This is a genomic window from Gymnodinialimonas sp. JB5-7 (genome assembly GCF_055693405.1).
Window position 1 is genome coordinate 2,125,533 of the sequence record NZ_JBVFUX010000012.1, and the last position, 22,465, is coordinate 2,147,997.

At 60.6% G+C, this 22,465-nt stretch carries 21 protein-coding genes and 2 pseudogenes; 14 read left to right on the forward strand and 9 right to left on the reverse strand.

Annotation, left to right across the window (positions count from 1 at the left end; translation table 11 throughout):
* Positions 1 to 5 precede the first annotated feature (5 nt).
* Positions 6 to 374, forward strand: coding sequence for a hypothetical protein (locus ACZ1HK_RS19445; protein WP_472630080.1), 369 nt, complete (start codon positions 6 to 8; stop codon positions 372 to 374).
* Positions 375 to 881: 507 nt separating this feature from the next.
* Here ACZ1HK_RS19445 and ACZ1HK_RS19450 read toward each other — a convergent pair.
* Positions 882 to 2,651: an SLC13 family permease gene (locus ACZ1HK_RS19450; RefSeq protein WP_472630081.1), complete on the reverse strand. Its 1,770-nt coding sequence runs from the start codon at positions 2,649 to 2,651 to the stop codon at positions 882 to 884.
* 598 nt (positions 2,652 to 3,249) lie between these two features.
* On the opposite strand from ACZ1HK_RS19450, the gene ACZ1HK_RS19455 reads away from it, so the two are divergent.
* On the forward strand, positions 3,250 to 4,020 hold the full coding sequence (locus ACZ1HK_RS19455; RefSeq protein WP_472630082.1) for a YebC/PmpR family DNA-binding transcriptional regulator: 771 nt from the start codon (positions 3,250 to 3,252) through the stop codon (positions 4,018 to 4,020).
* Between the two features lie 13 nt (positions 4,021 to 4,033).
* Here ACZ1HK_RS19455 and ACZ1HK_RS19460 read toward each other — a convergent pair whose 3' ends face one another.
* From ACZ1HK_RS19460 to ACZ1HK_RS19475, 4 genes and pseudogenes are all read right to left on the reverse strand, one after another.
* The gene (locus ACZ1HK_RS19460; protein ID WP_472630083.1) at positions 4,034 to 5,029 is read right to left on the reverse strand and encodes an N-acetylmuramoyl-L-alanine amidase; all 996 of its coding nucleotides are present in this window, start codon (positions 5,027 to 5,029) and stop codon (positions 4,034 to 4,036) included.
* Positions 5,030 to 5,091: 62 nt separating this feature from the next.
* Positions 5,092 to 5,256: pseudogene (locus tag ACZ1HK_RS19465) on the reverse strand (glucosaminidase domain-containing protein); the annotation flags it as partial.
* Positions 5,257 to 5,459: 203 nt separating this feature from the next.
* Positions 5,460 to 5,879 (reverse strand): LysR substrate-binding domain-containing protein, encoded by a 420-nt coding sequence (locus ACZ1HK_RS19470; protein ID WP_472630084.1) that lies wholly within the window; start codon positions 5,877 to 5,879, stop codon positions 5,460 to 5,462.
* Positions 5,876 to 6,334 (reverse strand): LysR family transcriptional regulator, encoded by a 459-nt coding sequence (locus ACZ1HK_RS19475; RefSeq protein WP_472630085.1) that lies wholly within the window; start codon positions 6,332 to 6,334, stop codon positions 5,876 to 5,878. The genes ACZ1HK_RS19470 and ACZ1HK_RS19475 overlap by 4 nt, the downstream gene beginning before the upstream one ends.
* A 90-nt stretch (positions 6,335 to 6,424) precedes the next feature.
* Here ACZ1HK_RS19475 and ACZ1HK_RS19480 point away from each other — a divergent pair, with 90 nt between their 5' ends.
* The 4 genes from ACZ1HK_RS19480 to ACZ1HK_RS19495 all read left to right on the forward strand — a co-directional run bounded on the left by ACZ1HK_RS19480 (position 6,425) and on the right by ACZ1HK_RS19495 (position 9,133).
* The gene (locus ACZ1HK_RS19480; RefSeq protein WP_472630086.1) at positions 6,425 to 7,030 is read left to right on the forward strand and encodes a LysE/ArgO family amino acid transporter; all 606 of its coding nucleotides are present in this window, start codon (positions 6,425 to 6,427) and stop codon (positions 7,028 to 7,030) included.
* A 24-nt stretch (positions 7,031 to 7,054) separates the two neighbouring features.
* Positions 7,055 to 7,951, forward strand: coding sequence for a DMT family transporter (locus ACZ1HK_RS19485; protein WP_472630087.1), 897 nt, complete (start codon positions 7,055 to 7,057; stop codon positions 7,949 to 7,951).
* A 148-nt stretch (positions 7,952 to 8,099) separates the two neighbouring features.
* The gene (locus ACZ1HK_RS19490) at positions 8,100 to 8,798 is read left to right on the forward strand and encodes an HAD family hydrolase (RefSeq protein ID WP_472630088.1); all 699 of its coding nucleotides are present in this window, start codon (positions 8,100 to 8,102) and stop codon (positions 8,796 to 8,798) included.
* A 95-nt stretch (positions 8,799 to 8,893) separates the two neighbouring features.
* A complete protein-coding gene (locus ACZ1HK_RS19495; protein ID WP_472630089.1) occupies positions 8,894 to 9,133 on the forward strand; it encodes a YdcH family protein in 240 nt (79 codons plus the stop codon).
* A gap of 122 nt (positions 9,134 to 9,255) precedes the next feature.
* Here the strand turns inward: ACZ1HK_RS19495 and ACZ1HK_RS19500 are convergent, their stop codons facing one another.
* From ACZ1HK_RS19500 to ACZ1HK_RS19510, 3 genes are all read right to left on the reverse strand, one after another.
* A complete protein-coding gene (locus ACZ1HK_RS19500) occupies positions 9,256 to 9,723 on the reverse strand; it encodes a CoxG family protein (protein ID WP_472630090.1) in 468 nt (155 codons plus the stop codon).
* Between the two features lie 50 nt (positions 9,724 to 9,773).
* Positions 9,774 to 11,162 (reverse strand): helix-turn-helix domain-containing protein, encoded by a 1,389-nt coding sequence (locus tag ACZ1HK_RS19505; RefSeq protein ID WP_472630091.1) that lies wholly within the window; start codon positions 11,160 to 11,162, stop codon positions 9,774 to 9,776.
* Between the two features lie 130 nt (positions 11,163 to 11,292).
* Complete coding sequence (locus tag ACZ1HK_RS19510; RefSeq protein WP_472630092.1) at positions 11,293 to 12,510, reverse strand: multidrug effflux MFS transporter; 1,218 nt, start codon at positions 12,508 to 12,510, stop codon at positions 11,293 to 11,295.
* A 178-nt stretch (positions 12,511 to 12,688) separates the two neighbouring features.
* Here ACZ1HK_RS19510 and ACZ1HK_RS19515 point away from each other — a divergent pair, with 178 nt between their 5' ends.
* The 6 genes and pseudogenes from ACZ1HK_RS19515 to ACZ1HK_RS19540 all read left to right on the forward strand — a co-directional run bounded on the left by ACZ1HK_RS19515 (position 12,689) and on the right by ACZ1HK_RS19540 (position 18,694).
* Complete coding sequence (locus ACZ1HK_RS19515) at positions 12,689 to 14,221, forward strand: acyl-CoA carboxylase subunit beta (protein WP_472630093.1); 1,533 nt, start codon at positions 12,689 to 12,691, stop codon at positions 14,219 to 14,221.
* Positions 14,222 to 14,232: 11 nt separating this feature from the next.
* The gene (locus ACZ1HK_RS19520; protein WP_472630094.1) at positions 14,233 to 14,649 is read left to right on the forward strand and encodes a DUF6497 family protein; all 417 of its coding nucleotides are present in this window, start codon (positions 14,233 to 14,235) and stop codon (positions 14,647 to 14,649) included.
* 364 nt (positions 14,650 to 15,013) lie between these two features.
* Positions 15,014 to 15,379: a hypothetical protein gene (locus ACZ1HK_RS19525; RefSeq protein WP_472630095.1), complete on the forward strand. Its 366-nt coding sequence runs from the start codon at positions 15,014 to 15,016 to the stop codon at positions 15,377 to 15,379.
* 309 nt (positions 15,380 to 15,688) lie between these two features.
* Positions 15,689 to 15,889, forward strand: coding sequence for a hypothetical protein (locus ACZ1HK_RS19530; RefSeq protein ID WP_472630096.1), 201 nt, complete (start codon positions 15,689 to 15,691; stop codon positions 15,887 to 15,889).
* A gap of 153 nt (positions 15,890 to 16,042) precedes the next feature.
* Positions 16,043 to 18,090: pseudogene (locus ACZ1HK_RS19535) on the forward strand (acetyl-CoA carboxylase biotin carboxylase subunit).
* Positions 18,091 to 18,094: 4 nt separating this feature from the next.
* Positions 18,095 to 18,694 carry a hypothetical protein gene (locus tag ACZ1HK_RS19540; RefSeq protein ID WP_472630097.1) on the forward strand — a complete coding sequence of 200 codons (600 nt, stop codon included), beginning with the start codon at positions 18,095 to 18,097 and terminating at the stop codon, positions 18,692 to 18,694.
* Positions 18,695 to 18,785: 91 nt separating this feature from the next.
* On the opposite strand, the gene ACZ1HK_RS19545 is transcribed toward ACZ1HK_RS19540, so the two are convergent.
* Positions 18,786 to 19,277: a DUF4174 domain-containing protein gene (locus ACZ1HK_RS19545; RefSeq protein ID WP_472630098.1), complete on the reverse strand. Its 492-nt coding sequence runs from the start codon at positions 19,275 to 19,277 to the stop codon at positions 18,786 to 18,788.
* A gap of 145 nt (positions 19,278 to 19,422) precedes the next feature.
* On the opposite strand from ACZ1HK_RS19545, the gene ACZ1HK_RS19550 reads away from it, so the two are divergent.
* Entirely contained in the window at positions 19,423 to 20,337 is a 915-nt protein-coding gene (locus ACZ1HK_RS19550; protein WP_472630099.1) for a hypothetical protein, read from the forward strand.
* Entirely contained in the window at positions 20,309 to 22,438 is a 2,130-nt protein-coding gene (scpA, locus tag ACZ1HK_RS19555) for a methylmalonyl-CoA mutase (protein ID WP_472630100.1), read from the forward strand. The genes ACZ1HK_RS19550 and scpA overlap by 29 nt, the downstream gene beginning before the upstream one ends.
* Positions 22,439 to 22,465: the final 27 nt, after the last annotated feature.

Below are 22,465 nucleotides of genomic sequence, written 5' to 3' on the forward strand. Positions count from 1 at the left end.
CTTTCATGACCCGTATCCTTTTGATCCTGCCCGCAGCCCTTCTGACAGGCTGCCTGAATACTCCGCCGCAGCCCCAGACGGTCACGGTCTCCGCCACGGGGATCGAGGTTCAAATGTCGAACCGCCAAACTTGCATCGGTACGGCACCTGTGCCTGCAACAAGCTGGTCCGGCACGCTCCAAGGCTGCGACGCCCCCTATCCCTACCGCGTAACGCTGGATGACAGCGGCAACCCGCTGCGCGCCGCACTGGAATCCGGAGCATCCGCAATCGGGCTGACCCTTGCCCCTATCGCAGAAGTAGAAATCGATGGCCCCGTCGGAAACACATGGCGGTTCCAGTCGCCTGAACCCAGCCGCTTCGACAATGATTAAGCGGTGACATATCGGCAACCCCGCCTACGGCGGTTGCGCTTTGGCTTCGCCAAAATCGCCCGAGGGCGCGCGCGCCTTCGGCTCGCGCGCAGTGGCGCCCTTCGGGCGCTTTCAGATGCTTGGCAAGAGAGCGAGAAGCCACCCGGTCTAGCCGCAGCCATTCCTCCCGGGTGTCTTCCACTGGTACGGTCATCGGCTCCTCAGCCTGTTCCGCATGACCATTCCACGTGATTCCAGTTAATGAAGTGTGAACCTGTGCTCCCACTGGTTCCAAATACCTTCGCCGAAGGCATTGAAGTTCTTCAGGTCGATGGCGGGCGGTGGAAGTGCATCGCCCTCAAACGAGGTGCAACGGCGAAGGACCCTTTTAGGTATTTGAAACCAGTGGAAGGCAGGGCCGCGCGAGGCCGCCAGGCCGAGCGCCACCGCCGCCGAGCAAAAGGCGCGTGAGCGCCGTGCGAGGCGGCCTCGCCCCCGTGCGGTTTGGCGCCGCCAATGCGCTACGTCTCACAGCGGCCAGACCACGAGGATTGTCGGTATCGACACCGCGATCACCAGCACTTCCAGCGGCAGACCCATGCGCCAGTAGTCGCCGAACTGGTAGCCGCCGGGCCCCAGGATCAGCGTGTTGTTCTTGTGCCCGATAGGCGTCAGGAACGCGGCTGAGGCCGCCACAGCCACAGCCATTAGAAACGGGTCGGGCGAGACGCCAAGCGACTGCGCCATGGTGATGCCTACAGGGGCCGCGACGATGGCTGTGGCCGTGTTGTTCAACACATCCGACATCGTCATGGTCACGACCATCAGCACCGTCAGGATCGCCCAAGCGGGCAAACCGGCGGTCAGGTTCACCAAGGCGCCCGCAATCAATTCGGTCCCGCCACTGGTCTCCAGTGCGGCCCCCAAGGGGATCATCGACCCCAGCAAAACGACGACCGGCCATTCGATATGGTTATAGATCTCGCTAAGCGGCAGAATTCTCAGAAGCACATAACCAATCGCAACGATCCCCAGAGCAATCGGCAGATAAAGCAAGCCGAACGAGGCCAACGCCACAGCCGCTGCAAAAAGGCCAATGGCGGCCCAGGTCTTCTTGTCATTCGTGACTGTCAGTCCGCGATCTGCCAAGGGCAGCCCGCCCAACCAGCTCACCACATCTTCGGCGCGGTCAGACGGCGTCAGAAGCAACAGGATGTCACCCGGCTCAACCACGGTTTTGCGCAAACGCTTGGTGATCCGCGTGCCTTTGCGCGCAATGCCCATCAGCGTTGTGCCCTGCCGCCAGCTCAGACCCACAGCCTCGGCGGTTTTGCCGGCAATCCGGCTGTCACCTTGCACAACCATTTCGACAAAGCTGACGCCCTCACCGGTGACGTCTTCGGCGCCACCGCTGCCTGCGGGCTCCAGGTTTTGGCCAACACGGAACTCGTCCAGCGCCTCGGGCTCAGCTTCCAGAACCAGAATATCGCCCTCGCGCAGCTTCAGGTTTCGCCCCATGCCAAAGCGGCGCTTCCCGTCGCGCAGAATCCCCAACAGAGCAACGTCTGCCTCTGCAGCAGCCCCTTCCAGATCGCGCAGGCGTGTGTCAGCCAGCTTCGATCCCTCTGGCAGGCGAAGCTCAGCGATATACGGCTCCAGCTTGCTCAGTTGTTCGCCCACCCCGGAATCCCGCGCGGGGATCAATCGCCAGCCAAAGAGGGCCACAAACGCCAGCCCGACAATAGCGGCCACGCCGCCCACCGGGGCAAAGTCGAACATCTTGAACGGCTCGCCAAGGCTGTCCTCGCGGATCGTGGCGATAATGATGTTGGGCGGCGTCCCGATCAGCGTAACCATGCCGCCCAGGATCGTCGCAAAGGAGAGCGGCATCAGCGACACGCCCGGACTGCGTCCCGCCTTGCGCGCCGTGGCAATGTCCACCGGCATCAACAGAGCCAGAGCAGCCACGTTGTTCATAAACGCGCTCAACACGCCCCCGATCCCGCCCATGATCGCGATATGCGCCCCAAGGGATCGCCCTGCATCCACCAATGTCCGCGTGATCAGAAACACCGCGCCTGAGCGCACGAGGCCCGCTGAGACCACCAACACCAGCGCCACCACCAGCGTCGCCGGGTGCCCGAAGCCTGCAAATGCGTCAGGCGGCTCTACCACCCCTAAAACCGTGCCCGCCATCAGCGCTCCAAAGGCCACCATATCGTATCGGAACTTGCCCCACAGCAGCAGGCCAAAGACGATACCGAATAGGGAGAAGAGGATGATCTGGTCTTGCGTCATGGCCAAAGCCTATCCGGCATCGCGTGGGCCGGAAACCGGGAAAACAGATCGCCAACGGAACCAGGTGTGCCACTCATCCAACAAGAACCGAGGGCGCCGTGATCAAATTTACTTTGATATTCATCAATGGCACCATCAGCCGCTCAAAGCTGCCATTTTTTGCATGATATTTCAGGCCCCTCACGCCGCCGTCAGCGATCCTCACGCTCCTGTGTTGCGAAGGTAAGGCCAGCCTCCATGCCGCCCCAAATCGGGCCGTGCCATAACGCTTCCATCGAAACACAAAACACCCCGCAAGGAGACACCCAATGACCCGCAAGACCACACTCACCGCCCTCGCAACCCTCGCCCTGATTGCCATCTCCGCCGACGCCGCACTCGCCGATTGCTACTGGCCCGTCTACCGCTCCTGGTAATCCCGTCCCCCCAAGTCGCGTTCCACGCTCTCTCCCTCCCTGTCCTTGTTGAACGCGCACCAAACGCGGGTCGTCCCCTCCGGCCCGCGTTTTCTTTTGCTCAAATCCCACGGCCCATTGCCCCATTCCCGCCCCTTGGGTATGACACCCGCCAAACCGCATTCCCAAGAAGGATCAGCGCCATGGCCGGCCACTCAAAATGGGCGAATATCCAGCACCGCAAGGGGCGTCAGGACAAGATCCGCGCCAAGCTCTTCTCCAAGATGGCGAAGGAAATCACCGTCGCCGCCAAGATGGGCGACCCCGACCCCGAAAAGAACCCGCGCCTGCGCCTCGCCGTGAAGGAAGCCAAATCCCAATCCGTCCCCAAGGACGTCATTGAACGTGCCATCAACAAGGCCACCGGCGGCGATGCCGAAAGCTATGACGAGATCCGCTATGAGGGCTACGGCCCCAACGGCGTGGCCGTCATTGTCGAGGCGATGACCGACAACAAGAACCGCACCGCTTCCACCGTCCGCTCCACTTTCTCCAAGAACGGCGGGAACCTAGGCGAAACCGGCTCCGTCGGCTTCATGTTTGAGCGCAAGGGGCAGGTGACCTACCCGCTCTCCGCCGGTGACGCCGATACCATCATGATGGCTGCGATCGAGGCCGGCGCCGAGGATGTTGAGACCAACGAAGGCGACGGCGACGAGGACCCCGGCAACCATGTCATCTGGTGCGCCGACACGGATTTGAACGAGGTCTCCAACGCGCTGGAGGCCGAACTAGGCGAGTCCGAGTCCACCAAGCTCGTCTGGCGCCCGACGACCACCACCGAACTGCAACTCGAAGACGCGCAGAAACTCATGAAACTTATCGAGGCGCTCGAAGACGACGACGATGTGCAGAACGTCACGACAAATTTCGAAGTCTCCGACGAGGTCATGGCGCAGCTGGGCGCGGAATAAGGGTCAGCCTACTTTAGGCGTCGAGAATACCGTAGACCTCTTGCCGGAACGCCTCCATCGTCACCAGTCGATCGGGTGTTCCGAGCGCGCCGCCCGGATCGGTTTTTCGTCTTGGTGAGACTTCGTCGTGCCCGAAGATCAAGTCACGGTTGATCGATCTGTTTTCACGCACAAGGTCGACCACTACACTGACGAGCGCCTCATATTGAGCGTGTGAGTAAGGCAAATAATATCCCGCGCTTATATTGCCCCCTGATGCATAGCGAACTTGGTCACTAGTGTACCACGCGTCGTTGCTGCGGACGCGTGTGCACCGTCCACGACTGTCTAGAATGACTTGCCCTGCCCGCGGATGACCTTCCGGGTAACGTTTCGAATTGAACCATGGGCAGTATACGCCGTCCTGTTGGGCTTCATAAAGAATACCCGGATTATTCATCTCGATACCAACATAGTATTGGCTGACCCACTCACGCGAGGTGACAGGGCAGACACTTTTCCCAGCATGGCTGCCCCACTTTCTCAAATCCCAATTTCCCGGCAGGAATATCCGTCCGGTCCGGCTAATGCACATGTAGGCATAACGTTCTTCACCCCACTCAATCGTTTTCCGAGAACCCCAGTCGCTATCTTCGTTTGGTGCCCCTTTTGGTTGTATTCGCCCTGCGTCGTAGTGGACTATGATCCCTTCAACACCTCTCGAATAGTTTCCACGGTACCGATGAGAGACACCGTCGACTGAAACATATTCGACACGCGCAGGCGCTTCACCCAACTCCCGGCGAGACGGACGATCCAATTCCGTTGGCAAATTCAACGAGTCCGCAATTCGGCCGTGCACATCCTCGATCTTGGACACGTAGTTTGGATCGCTGGCGTATCCATTTGCCTTGAGGTGCGCGATGAATCCAAGCGGATCATCGGCGAATGCCTCCCAACCGTCATAAGGGCCGGAGCGAATGAAGTGCCAATAGCCCCTATGAAGCTGTCCAAATCCTCGAATGCGCAATAGGTATCTTCACCATCATGCGCCAGGTAGTCGACTGGTTCTGCGAAGCCTTCCATTCGTTGACGGTACTTTAAACCAGCAAGATTGAGATGGTCTTGCGCGAGGTTGCTTTCGCCCCAAGACGACTCCAAGGCCCACTGCGCCAGTGTAATTAGCTTGAGATTTGGCTGGGGAATATCGGCTGCAAGATACCTGGTAACAAGGTCGCTCCAAAGTGAATTGGGCATAGCTTTCTCCAAAAATTGGCGGATCAAAATTTCAATATATCAAACGGTAGGGATATTGCCCGATTCGAGCAAATTTGAGAAACGCAATTCTTGATTGGTCTTTATTGGATTGAGTTTTACAGTGGTTTGACGGTCAACAATCCCCCGCCGAGGCGCTGGTGTTGAGATCAAACTATCACCCTCTGGTTCACGGGAATGGCCGCTCAGACGCGCGGTGATGCTGCCCGCTTCAAGCTTTCGGTGATTGCGGCCATCACATCGCGGTTTTGGCGCGGGACCTGCCAAAACAAGGAGGTTTCAAGCAAGATATCTGGGCGCAAAGGCACCAGAGCCCCACTTTTGAAATGGGGTTCAATCATCTCGACAGGGTTCACGGCCCACCCGAGCCCCGCAATCGCCGCATCAGTGATCCCGTGAGTTGAGGGTAAGTAATGCGTCGGCAGCGTGCTCAGGTTGTTCCCCACAACGCGGCGTGCCCATTCCAACTGCAATTTGTCTTTTCGACTGTAGGTCAGAGTGGGCGCAGCATGCAGGCCAGTTAGATCAACGCCGGCAGGAAAATGACACTCCGCAAATGCCGGTGATGCGAAAGCCACATATTTCAGGCTCCCTAGCGAGATCACATCGCAGCCGGAAATTGCGTCCCCCGCGCTGTAATCGCTGCAGCCGCCGCACCCGAGTGAATCAAGTCTGCTGAGGTATCTTGGTCGTCGATAATCAGATCGTAAAACAGCCAATCCTTCTGCGGTAGCGCAGGCAGTAGCCAGCTGGCTAAAGTGTCCGCAGTTACTGCAATCCTTAACGGGGCGTCTAAATACATCGGCTTCATCCGCAAATCTCGGGCGAGCTGCTGCTCCATAAGCGCAACTGACTGTGCATGGGCTTGCAGCTTGCGTCCTGCATCGGTCGCTTCAACTGGGCGCGTGCGGCGCACAAGAATTGCGCCGACCTTTTCTTCAAGCTGTTTGATCCGGGTCGAAACTGCTGGCTGTCCTAAGCCGAGCTTTGCCGCCGCAAGCTCGAAAGAACCGGTGTCGAGAACGGCGGTCAGGGCGGCAAGAGCGGAGCGATCAAACATCAAAATCCTCAATGTAGCATTTTGTTTATCAATTCGACTGATAGTACGGCGATGGTTATTCGGCGGTAAAGACACATTCTCAGGTGCCCCATGCTCGCCATTTTCACCGCAGGTTTCGCGCTCTCCTTCTCGCTGATCCTCGCCATCGGCGCGCAGAACGCCTTCGTGCTGCGCCAGGGCATTCGCCGCCTCCATGTCGCCCCCGTTGTCGCCGTCTGCTCCCTCTCCGAAGCCATCCTGATCTTTGCAGGCGTCGCTGGTTTCGGCGTCATCGCCGAGGCCGCTCCTTGGGCGCTCGAGGCCATGCGTTGGGGTGGCGCGGCGTTCCTGGTCGCCTACGGATTGCGGAGCCTCTACGGCGCCTTGAACGCCACCGATGCACTCGAAGCCGAGGGCACCGCCGAGCAAAGCCTGACCGCAGCACTCACCACCACGCTGGTTCTCACCTGGGCCAACCCGCACGTCTATCTCGACACCGTGGGCCTGATCGGCGCCGTCGCTGCCACCTATGGGGAGGGCCGCTGGATCTTCGGTACTGGCGCGCTTTCGGCCTCGGTCGTTTTCTTTCTCATTCTGGGCTACGGCGCCCGCGCCCTGGCACCGGTATTCGCAAGGCCCAAGGCGTGGGTGTGGCTGGACGTCATTGTCGGTGTCACCATGCTGGCGCTGGCCGTAAAACTGGCGTTGAACCTTTGAGGGAAGGGTGCTCTTGTCCGAACAATGGACACGCCCGCCACCCCTGACATTCCAGCCCAACCCGCGGCCCGGCCAGGCTGGGGCCTGTTTTGGATGTTCATTACCGGCCTTTGCTTTGTGACGGTCACAGCGTCGGTCAAGATGGTCGGCGACACCGTGCCATCAACCCAGGCCGGTTTCCTGCGCTACGCCCTGGGCCTTGTTTTCCTCGCCCCCATGATCCCGTCAGTTCGTCGCGCCGTCATCGACCGGCAGACGGGCAGCATGCTGTTCGCGCGCGGCGCCTGTCACGCGCTGGCCGTCTCGATGTGGTTCTTTGCCATGACGCGCATCCCGATCGCGGACGTCACAGCACTCAACTACCTCAACCCGGTCTACGTCATCTTGCTGGCGGTCGTTTTTCTGGGCGAACGCCTGGGCCCATGGCGGATCGCAGCGGTCGGCGTGGCCTTTCTGGGCACCCTCATCATCATTCGGCCCGGCTTTCGAGAGATCGACACCGGCCATATCGTGATGCTCTTCGCCGCCGTTGCGATGGCAGGCAGCTATTTCCTCGCAAAGATATTGTCACAGAAGCTCGCCCCCGAAGTGGTGGTGTTTTACCTGTCTGTGCTGGTGCCGATATTGCTCGCCCCGGTGGCCTGGGCGGTCTGGGTTCCGATTGGCTGGGTGGATTTGAGCTGGCTTTTTGTGTGCGCCCTTTTTGCGACGCTCGGCCACTACACGATGACGTTGGCGTTTCGTGCAGCGCCCCTGACCGTCACCCAACCGATCACGTTCCTTCAACTGCTGTGGGCCACGCTTCTGGGCGTCATCGTTTTCGGTGAACCGGTGGACGCTTACGTGGTTCTTGGGGGCACGATGATCATCGCGGCGGTCAGTTTCATCACCTGGCGCGAGGCCGTTCGGGCGCAGCGTTAACCTTTTTGTGTTCGCCTCATAATTGTGCATATCGCAAGTATACCGCCCATGTTTGCCCTAACATCCATGCTGCGCTGCCGCATTATCCGCCCATAGGTTGTCCGCGCTCGGCGCATTACTTTCGTGTGAAAGAACACGGGAGAACGACATGACATTGGAAGGCATCATCTTCGGCGGAATGGGCTCGATTTCGGAATGCGCCGAGATGGATCGCGTGGCCTGGAACGCAGCCTTTCGAACCCACGGGCTCGACTGGGATTGGTCGTGGAGCACCTATGCAGGCCTTATGCGTGCCGGGGGCGATCGCCAGCTTGTGTCAAGCTACGCGGCACAACTCGGAGAGCTTTGCCCAGTTCAACCCGAGATACTCGATGACACGCACCAGAAACGATTTGCGTCGATGTTGACGGGCAGCCTTCCGCTGCGGCCTGGCGTCGGTCGGACGATGGGGTGGTTGGCCCGCGCGGGCGTCAGCATGGGGCTGGTCAGCAGGTCGGGGCTTGCCCCGGTCCGCGCCTTGCTGACCGCGACGGCGCGCGCGCGCGCTGGCATTGGTTTTGATGTTGCTGTCTTGCGAGATGACGTCACTCGTTTGGCGCCGGACCCCGAGGCCATGACCCGTGCGACACAGGCGTTGGGTGTGGGCCGCAGCCGGGTTCTGGTGGTCGCCGACACACCTGCCAGCGCGCAAGCCGCACAAGATGCAGGCTTGGCGGTGCTGGCCTTTCCGGGCGCACTTGCCGCCGACACACCTGAGGATTTCGGGACCTTGCCGGTAGCCAGGGTTCTGAGCCCGGAGGTTCTGACAGCGGCCTGGCGTGGAGCGCTTGATACCGCGGCGGAATAAGACGCTCGCACATGGTCAACTTGACCCAGCGCAAAGCGGAGCGGCGCCTGCACTGACATCATAGCGGCAACTCAATGAGACGGAGGTTGCACGATATGTCCCACACACCCCACGAACTGGCAGAGGATTTCGCGGATAAGGTCGATCAGATCCATGCCCTGAAGCAATCGGACGCGCATTTCGCCAAATTGGCCGCGACCTATCACGACGTGAATAGGGCGATCCACCGGACGGAAACCGGTGTTGAACCCATGGGCGAGGCGGCCGAGCAAGACATGCGGCGTCAGCGGATGGTGTTGAAAGATGAAATCGCGAGGATGTTGGCGGCGGTCTGACCGACCCCGTCACAGTAGACGGTGGATGCCACACCGCGTCTTGCCGCGCTGACCGCCTTTGTTCTGAACCAGCCTGTTGTGATGCTGCGCCAGAGGATCATTTGGCGACAGACGCCACGGTGTCAGGCGGTTTCTGTGCCGTCAGTCGGGCCTTCGACTTGGGCCTGAAAACGTTCGAAAAACTGGTCGGCCATCTTGGTTGCGAAGCTGTCAACAAGGCGGGAGCCGAGTTGCGCCAACTTGCCGCCGACCTTTGCATCGACGTTATAAGTCAACTCGGTTCCGCCGTCGGGGTGATCCGCCAATGCAATCTGTGCAGCGCCCTTCGCGAAGCCTGCCACGCCGCCTTTGCCCTCGCCCGAAATCGTGTAGCTGGTCTCCGGCACCACGTCGGACAGAACGACGTCACCTTTGAACGTGGCTTTGACGGGGCCGACCTTTTGTTTGACGAGGGCTGAGAAGCCGTCTTCGGGCGAGCCGGTCAGCTCTTCACAGCCGGGGATGCAGGCCTTGAGGGTCTCGGCATCGTTGAGTGCGGCCCAGACCGTGGCACGGTCGGCGGCGATGTGGCGGCTGGCGTGCATTTCCATGGGGCGACATCCTTTTCCGGTCTGATTTCAGGACGGTAGCGAGGTGTCCATCAGGGGGCAACCTCGTAGGGTAAGGTGCCGCGTCGGTTGGGATCGACGGTAAGCTGCCGTTCCAGCGGCGGGACCGCGCGTTGGTGACAGCCCTGGCGCTCACAGATCCGGCACGAGATGCCGATAGGCTGCGGGGCGGCGGCGAGGTCCAGGTCGTCGGCATAGATCAGGCTTTGGGCGTGGCGGACTTCGCAACCAAGCGAGATCGCATAGCGGCGCGTCGGGCGGCCCCATGCCCCGCCGGATTTCGACACATCGCGGGCCAGGATTACATAGCGCGCGCCATCTGGTGTTTCGGCCAACTGGCGCAGGAATCGGCCCGGCGTCTCGAACGCCTGATGTACGTTCCACAGCGGGCACGCCCCGCCAAAACGGGCGAATTGCAGCCGCGTGGCGGAGTGGCGCTTCGTGACAGTGCCCGCCTGATCCACACGGGCGAAGAAGAAGGGAATGCCTTTTGCACCGGGGCGCTGCAAGGTCGAGAGCCGATGGGCGATCTGCTCGATCGAGGCGGAAAAGGTGATGGACAAACGCTCAAGGTCATGGCGCGTGTCGGTCGCGGCTTCGGCAAAGCGCACGTAAGGCATCAGGCAGGCGCCCGCGAAGTAATTCGCCATGCCAATGCGCGCGATTTCACGGGCCGTGTCGGATTGGAAGCGGGCAAGATCGAGCGTGGCCTCGATCAATTCATGCTGACCGAGAAGGGCATATTGATGAAGCAGTTGAAAGCGCTGCGTTTCAGGCGCGGCCTGCGGGCTGAGGGTGAGGGTCTTTGAGGCCGGGTCGAAGTTGCGCACACCTTCGCCGGCGGCGTAGCGGATCGTGATGCCCCGGTCTTGCAAGACGGCCGCGGTGTGGGCCGCCAGATCTCCGGTGGCGCGGGTGGCAAAGCGTTCGGCAGCACGGTCGACAGCGTCGATGTAATTGTCCGTATAGTGGAAGAAATCGCGCACCTCCTCCCACGGGGAGGCGGTGGTGGACGGTGCCTGTCCCAGCGCTTCGTCGAGGGAGGCGAGGCGTTCATGGGTCTGGCGGTAGGCCCGGTGGAGCGCGAGGAACGCATGGGCCAGGGTTGGCGCGTTGGCAGCGGTCAGTCGCAAGTCGGCCAGATTGGGCTGATCTTCAGTGAAAAGCGGGTCGGCAAGCGCCTCACGCATGTCAGAGACGAGGCGGTCGGTGTCGGATGCGCTCAGCTCTGTCACATCCACGCCGAAATCCTGCGCAAGGCCCATCAGAACGGCAGTGGAGAGGGGGCGGTTGTTGTTCTCCATCTGGTTCAGATAGGGCAGGGAGATGCCGAGTTTGGCGGCGAATTCCTTCTGCGTGAGCCCCAAGCGGCTGCGCACAGAGCGGAGCTTGGCGCCGACATAGAGTTTTTGGGTGGGCATGGGCTTAAGTCCTGACTTTGCAGGATTGGGTTTGCGGGTTTGCAAATGGATTTGCAAGGGATGGGGGTGACGCTGGCGCGCGGTTTTGCAGGGCAAAACGCACACCTCGCCCCACCCACCATCCCGCAGGTCAGGGCGCGGCGACCTGCGCTTCACGCCGGATCGTGTAGAGAATGGCCAGAACACCCAGAACGGAGGTGGTCAGCATCATGATCAACAGCGGATAGGCATCGCTGTCGTCGGTCAGCACGGCGCCTGCCAGAACGGACAGGCCCGCACCGCCGGCCAGCATGATCGCCCCGCCCAGGCCGGATGCCGTACCCGCAAGGTGCGGGCGCACCGAAAGCATGCCGGATGTTGCATTGGGAAGGACCATGCCGTTGCCGAGGCCCACAAAGGTCGTGAAGCCGAAAAAGACATAGGCGTTCTGGAAACCAACGAGGAAAAACAGAAGGGCCGCACCAAGGCCCAGGACCGTGAGGGCCGCGCCGTAAAGGATCATCCGGTTGATGCCGAGCGTTTTCGAATAGCGCCCGGAAATACCGTTGCCGAAGAAATACCCCAGGGCCGGCGCGCCAAAGAAAAGGCCGACCTGAGCGGCACTAAGGCCGAAGACTTCGGAGCCAACATATGGCGCGCCACCGAGGTACGAGAAAAACGCACCGGAGGCGAAGGCCGCGCACGCGCAATAGCCCCAGAACCTGCGCGATGCGAGCAATTCCGGGTATTCACGGAATTGCGCGGCAAAACTGGCGGAGGTTGTTTTCGCTGTTTCCCCCAAATCGCGGTAGATCAGGCCAAGCACAAGCACACCAAGGACCAGCAGCAACCAGAAGTTTGCTTGCCACCCCAGCGTCTGATCCAAACCTCCGCCGATGGCAGGGCCGATCATGGGGACAATCGCCATGCCCATCGTCACATACCCGATCTGGGAGGCTGCGTTTTCGGCGTCGTTCATGTCGCGCACGACGGCGCGTCCCAGAACGAGGCCCACGACGACCACGGCCTGCATCATCCGAAACAGCAAAAAGACTTCGATATTTGGCGCGAGCAGGCAGCCGATGGTGGCCAGAAGAAACAGGATGAAGCCGCCAATCAGGACGGGGCGCCGACCGAAGCGATCGGAAATCGGGCCAATCACCACCTGCAGCACTGCATTCACGCCGAGGTAAAGCGACACCGACAACTGCATGACGCGGTACTCGGTGTCGAAGAACGTGGTCATTGCAGGCAATGACGGCAGGAAAATGTTCATCGACAGCGCGCCAAGGCCCGTGATCACGATCAGCGTGAAAATGTGCGGAGGGGTGGAGCGGTCCAAAAACCGAACCGGTGCGTGCGTGCTCATTGCTGCACAGGTATGGGACCTGCAAAGAGAGGTCCAGTGGATGCGAAGATGTATACCGATTTGCAATTTTGCAAACTCTGATATGCGAGAAAGGTAGAATTTGCAAATATGCAGGATAGCTCTGGCAGATGCCGCACCGCAGCTTTAGGTTCTGTCGCAATTCAAGGGGAGTTGGGACATGAAAGATATCGTCGAACAGCTGGAAAAGCGGCGCGGTCAGGCGCGACTGGGCGGGGGTGAAAAGCGGGTCGCTGCACAGCATGCAAAAGGCAAGCTGACCGCCCGGGAGCGGATCGAGCTGCTGCTCGATGAGGGCTCGTTCGAGGAATACGATATGTTCGTGGCCCACCGGACGACTGAGTTTGGCATGGCTGCAAACCGCCCACCCGGCGATGGGGTTGTGACGGGGTGGGGCACGGTCAACGGGCGGCAAGTCTATGTGTTCTCACAGGATTTCACGGTTCTCGGCGGCTCAGTATCCGAGACGCACGGTCAGAAAATCTGCAAGATCATGGATATGGCGATGCAAAACGGGGCGCCGGTTGTGGGGATCAACGATTCCGGCGGTGCCCGCATTCAAGAGGGCGTAGATAGCCTGGCCGCCTATGGTGAAGTCTTCCAGCGCAACATTGAGGCCTCGGGCGTGGTTCCGCAGATTTCCATGATCATGGGGCCCTGCGCGGGTGGTGCGGTCTATAGCCCGGCCATGACAGACTTCATCTTCATGGTGAAGGACTCGTCTTACATGTTCGTCACAGGCCCCGATGTGGTCAAAACCGTCACGAACGAGGTGGTGACAGCCGAAGAGTTGGGTGGTGCGAGCACGCATACGAAGAAATCCTCCGTCGCGGATGGCGCGTTCGAGAACGACGTCGAAGCCCTTTCGGAAGTGCGCCGCCTGATCGATTTCCTGCCTCTGTCGAACCGAGAAAAGCCGCCGGTCCGTCCGTTCTTTGACAGCCCAGACCGAATTGAGGAAAGCCTCGACACGCTGGTCCCCGCGAACCCCAACCAGCCCTATGATATGAAAGAGCTGATCGGAAAAATCGCGGATGAGGGTGATTTCTACGAAATCCAGAAGGATTTCGCTGGCAACATCATCACCGGCTTCATCCGGCTGGAGGGGCAAACGGTCGGCGTTGTGGCGAACCAGCCCATGGTCCTCGCGGGTGTGCTCGACATCGACAGCGCTCGCAAAGGCGCGCGGTTCGTGCGGTTTTGTGATTGCTTTGAAATCCCGATCCTGTCGCTTGTAGATGTGCCAGGTTTCCTGCCCGGCACGGCACAGGAATATGATGGGGTGATCAAGCACGGGGCGAAGCTGTTGTTCGCCTATGGCGAGGCGACGGTGCCGAAGGTCACGGTGATTACGCGCAAAGCCTATGGTGGGGCCTATGTTGTGATGGCGTCCAAGCATCTGAAAGCAGATGTGAATTACGCCTGGCCAACGTCCGAGATTGCGGTGATGGGGGCCAAGGGTGCGGTGGAAATCCTGCATCGCGCCGATCTTGGGGATGCCGAGAAGATCGCCTCCCACACGGCTGAGTATGAAGATCGGTTTGCAAACCCGTTTGTCGCGGCCGAGCGCGGACATATCGATGAGGTGATCCAACCCCATTCGACGCGTCGCCGCGTGTGCCGGGCTTTCGCGGCGCTTCGCCGAAAGAAGCAAGACCGGCCCTGGAAGAAACACGACAACATTCCGCTTTAACGGGGGGCGAGATGGTTCGCATTCTGGTCTTTATCGCTGGCCTGGGATTGATTGGTGCGGCAGCTTACTGGCTTCTTGCAGCCCCGAACGCGGTTGAAGTCTGCCCATTGGATGACAGCCGAACAGCACCGTCCGGGCGGACACTTGTTCTGTGCGACATCGTATTTGAAGTGCAACCCAATAACGACGGATGGGCCATCGTGCGGGTCGTCGATGAGGGTCTGCAGACAAATGCTGGGCAGGCCGATCACGATTGGGCCTGTGAGATCTGGGGCCTTGATGCGATGGAAAAAGAGCCTCGTCCGACCAGAATTGTCGTGCAAATTATGGCCGAGCCCTTTGTGCGAGGAGAGCCGGCGCCGGGGATAACTCAATCGATCGAGGCCTATTCCGCACCGGGTGATGCGTGCCAGTGGGAGCTTTTGTGATGATCTCTCAACTGATTGCACTGCGAAGCTCATGCAAACCGATTGGTGATGCAACTGAGTCACAGACAGCATTCCTTTGTGGAAAGGTCTGTGGAGAACTCGTCAGTCGATGTAACGTCCGCGCTAGCTGCACACATGCAGCTGTACCTCGGATCGTGGCCGGGTCACCCGGCCAACAGCCATCTGGCCCGGTCACACCGCGAGGCAATAAGAAGAAGAAAACGGCACGGGCGGAATTGCAGACGCCTCCCATGTCGCAACGGCAGGTCGTAAGGCACTATCCCCCAGTGTGCCTGAGCAGACCGTTTCCCCTAACCGGGCGAGGCGTGAGCCTTGCCCGGTTTTTCCGTGGGGGTCTGCGCCCATGTTGAAGCATCGCGGTTTCCCCGGCAGGCTTCCGGGCACGGATTACCAGTTCACCATCCGGCGGGACAACAAGGCGGGCGCGACCAAGCTGGTCGCACGCGAACGCTTTGCGGATCGAAGGCCAGCGGATCGACGCGCGGATGCAGGCTTTATGGAAGCACTGTGGATGTGTTTCGGGGATGAACCATTTGAGCGGGGCAACCTAGATGCAGGCCGCCTGAGCTGGCTGTTTGGCCGCGAAGTGGTTCCAGCAGAGGATCCGTTCGATCCCGAAAGCTACGAGGCCCTTTTGCAGATAGACGAAGCGCGCGCACGCGCCGCTTTTCCCGAAGCCTTCGACGGCACGGGCATCTGGGAGGGGTGATCGGCATGATTTCGCCATCGGTTAACCAATTTGAGCGGGCCATCGCGCACCGCGTCCGCCCGGGTCCGGCCCCTCTTTCGCGGCTCGCGAATCCTGTCATGGTTACTTTGCCGACCACTGTCCCCAGTTGTTTTTACCCGGTCGGCACCCACAAGACGTGTTACCCTTCCCCTTTAAGGCGGTCGGCTGGTTTCCCCAACCGACCGCCTTTTTTGCCCAAATCCGTGCGGAGGAAATCCGGACTTATCCACAGGGCCATTCGGGTGTAAAAGCGGTTACACGAGGTAATTCGACAGGAGACGCATCAAAATGCGCACTAAATTCACCATCACTGCACTCTTCACGGCCATGCTCGCCGTCTCGGGCTGCGTCGCATCTGACCTTGAACGCGCCGGGGTTGGCGCCGTTGTCGGTGGCGTTGGAACCGCCGTCGTCGGCGGTTCGGTCGCCACGGGCGTTGTCGTGGGCGCCGCTGCCGGCGCGCTGTGCGACGACGTCAACCTCTGCTGAAGGTGCAAGAGCCAGCGCATCTTGCGCTGATCTGAATTCCGGGGCCGTGCGCCCCGCCACATCTGTTTCCAAAGGTCATCAGGGCGCTGACAGCGCTCCGTTGGCCTTTTTGCATGCGCGGGCGGCAAGACCCGCAAGGAAGGGACGTAAATCATGTTCAAGAAGCTGCTGATCGCAAACCGGGGTGAAATCGCCTGCCGTGTCATCAAAACCGCTAAACGAATGGGGATCCCGACCGTGGCGGTGTATTCCGATGCCGATGCCCAGGCGCTGCATGTGAAGATGGCCGATGAGGCCGTGCATATCGGCCCGCCGCCCGCTGCGGAAAGCTATATCGTGATCGACAAGATCATGCAGGCGATCCGCGATACCGGTGCCGATGCTGTGCATCCGGGCTATGGTTTCCTGTCTGAGAACAAGACCTTCGCCGAAGCGCTGGAGGCGGAGGGCGTGGCCTTTGTGGGGCCACCGGCCAGCGCAATCGAAAGCATGGGGGACAAGATCACCTCCAAAAAGATCGCAGCCGAAGCCGGCGTGTCGACTGTTCCCGGCCATATGGGCCTGATCGAGGACGCGGCAGAGGCGATCAAGATCTCGGGCGAGATTGGCTATCCGGTGATGCTGAAGGCGTCGGCCGGTGGCGGCGGCAAGGGCATGCGCATCGCCTGGAATGAAGGCGAGGTGGCCGAGGGCTTCCAGGCCTCGAAGAACGAGGCGGCCTCCAGCTTTGGCGACGACCGCATGTTCATCGAGAAATTCGTGACCCAGCCGCGCCATATCGAAATTCAGGTGTTGGCTGACAAGCACGGCAACGCAATCTATCTGGGCGAACGCGAATGCTCGATCCAGCGACGCAATCAGAAGGTCATCGAAGAGGCGCCGTCGCCCTTCCTTGATGAAGCCACCCGCAAGGCCATGGGCGAAGAGGCCGTCGCGCTGGCCAAAGCCGTGGGCTATACCAGCGCGGGCACGGTTGAATTCATCGTCGATGGTGAACGGAACTTCTACTTCCTTGAAATGAACACCCGCCTCCAGGTGGAACACCCCGTCACGGAATTGATCACCGGCGTTGATCTGGTCGAACAGATGATCCGCGTCGCCGCTGGCGAAAAGCTCCCCATGGCGCAAGAAGATGTCACCCTGACCGGCTGGGCGATCGAATCCCGCCTCTATGCCGAAGATCCCTATCGCAACTTCCTACCGTCCATCGGGCGGCTGACCCGCTACCGCCCGCCGGTTGAGGTCGCCGCCGGTCCGATGCTGACCAATGGCAAATGGCTGGAAGAAGGCCCGCAGGGTGAGACGGCGGTGCGTAATGATACCGGCGTCTATGAGGGTGGCGAAATCTCCATGTATTACGACCCGATGATCGCCAAGCTGTGTTCGTGGGGCGAGGACCGCGATGCCGCGCTGGAGGCGATGCGCGTAGCACTTGATGGGTTTGAGGTGGAAGGGATCGGCCACAATCTACCGTTCCTCAGCGCCGTGATGGACCATGCCAAATTTGCCAGCGGCGACATGACGACAGCGTTCATCGCCGAGGAATATCCAGACGGCTTTGAAGGGGTCGACCTGCCCCAAGACGCCAAGCGTCGTATCGCGGCGGCAGCCGCCGCCATGCACCGCGTCGCGGAAATTCGCCGCACGCGCGTCAGCGGGCGGATGGACAACCACGAACGCCATGTGGGCGAGGATTGGGTCGTGAAGATGGGGGCGAAATCCCGTGGCCTCTTGTCGTGAAAGGTGACCATGACGGCAGCACCATCACCTTTGCTGATGGGGCCAAGATGCGGGTTGAAGGCGATTGGGTGCCGGGCCAAAGCCTTGCGCGGATGTCCGTGGATGGCACGCCGCTGGTCCTCAAGGTCGACAAGATCCCCTCGGGCTTTCGCCTGCGGACCCGTGGCGCAGACCTGAAAGTGACCGTGCGCACGCCGCGTCAGGCCGAATTGGCCGAAAAGATGCCCGAAAAACTGCCGCCCGATACTTCGAAGATGCTGCTGTGTCCCATGCCGGGCCTTGTTGTGAAGGTCGACGTGGAAGAGGGGCAGGAGGTGCAGGAAGGCCAGGCGCTTTGCACGGTTGAGGCGATGAAGATGGAAAACATCCTGCGCGCCGAGAAGAAGGGCGTGGTGACCAAGATCAATGCAGGTGCAGGCGACAGTCTGGCCGTGGACGATGTGATCATGGAGTTCGAATGATCCGGTGACCGACTGGGACGCACGCATATGGCAGGCGGTTGTCGCCGGGGTCTTCATCGGGCTTGGATGGTTCGTGAACGGCTGGCTTGTGCGACGCGACGCGGCGGCGCTGCGGGCCGAGAAACTGCGCGACATGCACCGGGCGATCTACGCGGAGATTGGAAATTATCTAGCGAACCTGTGGGATGAGGCGCGGCTTGACACCTACGCCGACGCGATGCTGGAGCGGATGCGGAATGATGCAGACTTTGTTCCCTTCATTCCACGTGAGAAAAGCGATGCCCTGTTCGAGTCGCTGACTCCAGAAATCCACGTCCTGCCCCGGTACACGATTGACCCGATCGTGGCCTACTACAGCCAGGTGCGGGCGATCGCGTCATTGATCGACGATATGCGGGGGGAAGGGTTCAAGGCGATGTCGCAGGATCGCCGCATGGCGATGTATGCGGATTACATCGATATGAAGAAGCAGGCGTTACAGTTCGGACGCTACGCCAATGCGATGATCACGGCTTATGCGGAAGGCGGCGCAGACCGCGCCAAGGCCGAAGCCCGTCGGTTCAGTAGCCCGGTTGCGGACCAGTCCGACCGGTCACAGGGATAGGTGTGTAGGTGTTCTTATCCATGCCACATCCTTTCAATGCCGATGTCCCTAACATAAGGCGTCGCGACCTGTCCCACAAGGCAGTGCTGTTTCAGCCCCCGTTGGCCATTTCTTCCTGTCTGAGTTGGAAATTGTCGATCGCGCGGATGATCTCGCGCACATCGCGGGGGGCCGGGCGACGCAAGCCCACGGTGCCGTCTTTCGACAGGACCACGATCGAAAAGCCACGCGGGCGCAACGCGGTTCGAATGTCTGAGCGTGCCGATGGGTCTGTGTCGACGATGATGACGACATCGCGCTCCAACAGCGCGTCCGCCCGTTCGGTCAGAAGCGCCATCTGCTCGATAAAGCGCGGGTCGGCAGGCGTATCGGCAAAGACGACAATCGGACGCGCAATCCACTGGAATTCGTCCAGCGTCAGACCAGCCGCGTCGCGGGGCGCCAACGGATCAATTGCGTCCGCGTCGCTCACTGCCTCGGCGTCATCCGCCATGGCGATGGTTGCACCGCTCGCCTCTTGCGCCGTGGCAGGCAGTGGTGACAGGGCCAAAAGGGCCAAAAGAAACAGACTCTTGGGTCGCATGGGTCCTCCAGTTGCCACAGATATAGGCAGCCCTGTACGGATTTCTAAGGGATTAACACAGCAGAAACCGGTGTTGACCGGATATTCATGGGTTTGGCCGAACTTGGGCAGGAGCAATTCCGCGATCCTGCCAAAGGCCCATGCAATGGATGTCATCCTTCATGTCGGCGCGCACCGCACCGCCACAACGACCTTCCAGCATCATATTGCCGCGAACCGGCCTGCTTTGCGGGCGTCCCGCGCGGCCTATTGGGGCCCGAAAGTCGTGCGGGGTGGCCTGTTTCGCACGATGTCCGGCGGCACCGACCCGATCTTGCCATGGCAAGCCAAGCGCGCCGCAAGACGGGCCGCTTTGCGGGTCGAAGTCTTGCGTCAGGACGGGATCAAACGACTGATCGTCAGCGATGAGAATATGCTGGGCAATCTGCGCAATGTGCTGGAAGAGACGCTGCTTTACCCTGGCGCAGGTGCGCGGATCGCAGAGTTTTCCAAGGGATTCCAAAAGCATAATCTGACGGTTGGATTGGGTATCCGCTGCTATTCACATTGGTGGACCTCCGCCCTCGCATTCCGGCTGATGCGGGGCGGGCCCTTGCCCAGTGCCGGTTTGCGCGAATGCATGGTGACGCAACCGCGCCGCTGGCGGCACATTATCGAAGAGATTGCAGGTGCCGTGCCGAACGCGCGCTTGGTGGTCTGGACGCATGAAGCCATGTCTTCCGCGCCCCATCTGCAATTGCACGCGCTGGCCGGCATTGTGACAGATGCCGTGAGCCTTCCGGTTTTGAACGCCGCGCCCCGTGGGGCTGATCTGCGGCGTTTCATGGCGGATTGCGGGTTGAATGCCGATGAATTCGCTTGGCCCGACAACCGCTTTCTGCCGTTCGAGATGCACGAGGCAGACGCGTTGCGCGCCCAATACCAAAACGATCTGACCTGGCTGGCCGAAGGGGCTGGCGGGTTGGCCGAATACATAGATGCGACCCCGGCTGAGATCGGCGCGCAGACAGTTGAAGGAAAAGGATTATCCGATGACGGAGAACACCGATACCTGGCGTGAGCTGGCGGAAAAGGAACTGCGCGGGCGTCCCCTCGATGACCTGACCTGGAACACGCTGGAAGGCATCGACGTGAAGCCGCTTTACACGACGGCGGATGTGGATGGCCTGGATCATGTCGGCACGTTGCCGGGCGAAGGGCCGTTCACGCGCGGGGTGAAGGCGACGATGTATGCGGGACGACCCTGGACGATCCGGCAATATGCGGGTTTTTCGACGGCTGAGGAATCCAACGCCTTCTACCGCCAGGGCCTGGCGGCGGGCCAGCAGGGTGTCTCGGTTGCGTTCGATCTGGCAACGCATCGCGGTTATGACAGCGATCATGAGCGTGTGGTGGGCGATGTCGGCAAGGCCGGTGTGGCCATCGACAGCGTCGAGGATATGAAGATCCTGTTCGACGGCATCCCGCTGGATAAGGTTTCGGTTTCCATGACCATGAACGGCGCCGTGATCCCGATCCTCGCGAATTTCATCGTCGCGGGCGAAGAGCAGGGCCATGACAAGGCGCTGCTGGCGGGCACCATCCAGAACGACATCCTCAAAGAGTTCATGGTGCGCAACACCTATATCTACCCGCCTGAACCCTCGATGCGGATCATCTCGGACATCATCGGCTATACCTCTGATAACATGCCGAAATTCAACTCCATCTCCATCTCCGGCTACCACATGCAGGAGGCCGGTGCGAACCTCGTGCAGGAGCTTGCCTATACCATCGCTGATGGCCGCGAATATGTCCGCGCCGCGATCGAGGCGGGTATGGATGTCGACAAATTCGCCGGGCGGCTGAGCTTCTTCTTCGCCATCGGCATGAATTTCTTCATGGAAATCGCGAAACTGCGCGCGGCGCGCACGCTGTGGCACCGTGTGATGACGGACTTCGGCGCAAAGTCTGAGCGGTCCAAGATGCTGCGCACCCATTGCCAGACCTCGGGCGTGTCCTTGCAGGAACAGGATCCCTACAACAACGTGGTCCGTACGGCCTATGAGGCGATGAGCGCGGTTCTGGGCGGCACCCAGTCGCTGCACACAAACTCCTTCGACGAGGCGATCGCACTGCCTACCGACTTCTCCTCCCGCATCGCGCGAAACACGCAGCTGATTTTGCAGGAGGAAACCGGCGTCACCAAGGTCGTCGATCCGCTGGCGGGATCCTACTACATCGAAAGCCTTACGAACGAGCTGATCGAGAAGGCCACCGCCTTGATGGACGAGGTCGAGGAAATGGGCGGCATGACCAAGGCCGTCGCCTCCGGCCTGCCGAAACTGCGGATCGAGGAAAGCGCCGCCCGCCGTCAGGCCATGATCGACCGCGGCGATGAGGTCATCGTCGGCGTCAACAAGTACCGCAAGGACAGCGAAGACCCGATCGACATCCGCGAAATCGACAACAGTGCCGTGCGCGAAGCCCAGGTTGCGCGGCTGGAGCGCATCCGCGCCGACCGCGACAGTGCGGCATGCGACGCGGCATTGGCAGAATTGGAGCGCGTGGCGAAAGAGGGCGGTAACCTTCTGGCCGCCGCAGTGGAGGCCGCGAGGGCGCGGGCCAGCGTGGGGGAAATCAGCATGGCGATGGAAAAAGTGTTCGGCCGCCACCGCGCCGAAGTGAAGACATTGGCGGGTGTCTACGGCTCGGCCTATGAGGGCGACGAGGATTTCGCCGCCATCCAGGGCGAGGTCGAAGCCTTCGCCGGGGCCGAGGGCCGCCGCCCCCGGATGCTTGTTGTGAAAATGGGCCAGGACGGCCACGACCGGGGCGCCAAGGTGATCGCCACCGCCTTCGCCGATATTGGGTTCGACGTCGACGTAGGCCCTTTGTTTCAAACGCCGGAAGAGGCTGCGCAGGACGCCATCGACAATGACGTGCACGTCATCGGCATCTCAAGCCAGGCGGCAGGCCACAAGACACTTGCGCCGAAATTGATCGAGGCGCTGAAGGCCGAAGGGGCAGGGGACATTATCGTCATCTGCGGCGGGGTCATCCCGCAGCAGGATTACGATTTCCTGAAAGACGCAGGCGTCGCCGCGATCTTCGGGCCGGGGACGCATATTCCAAGTGCGGCACGGGATATTCTTCGACTTATTGGTGAGGCGAGGGGGTGACGGCGGCGGAGCGAGGGGCCAGCCCCT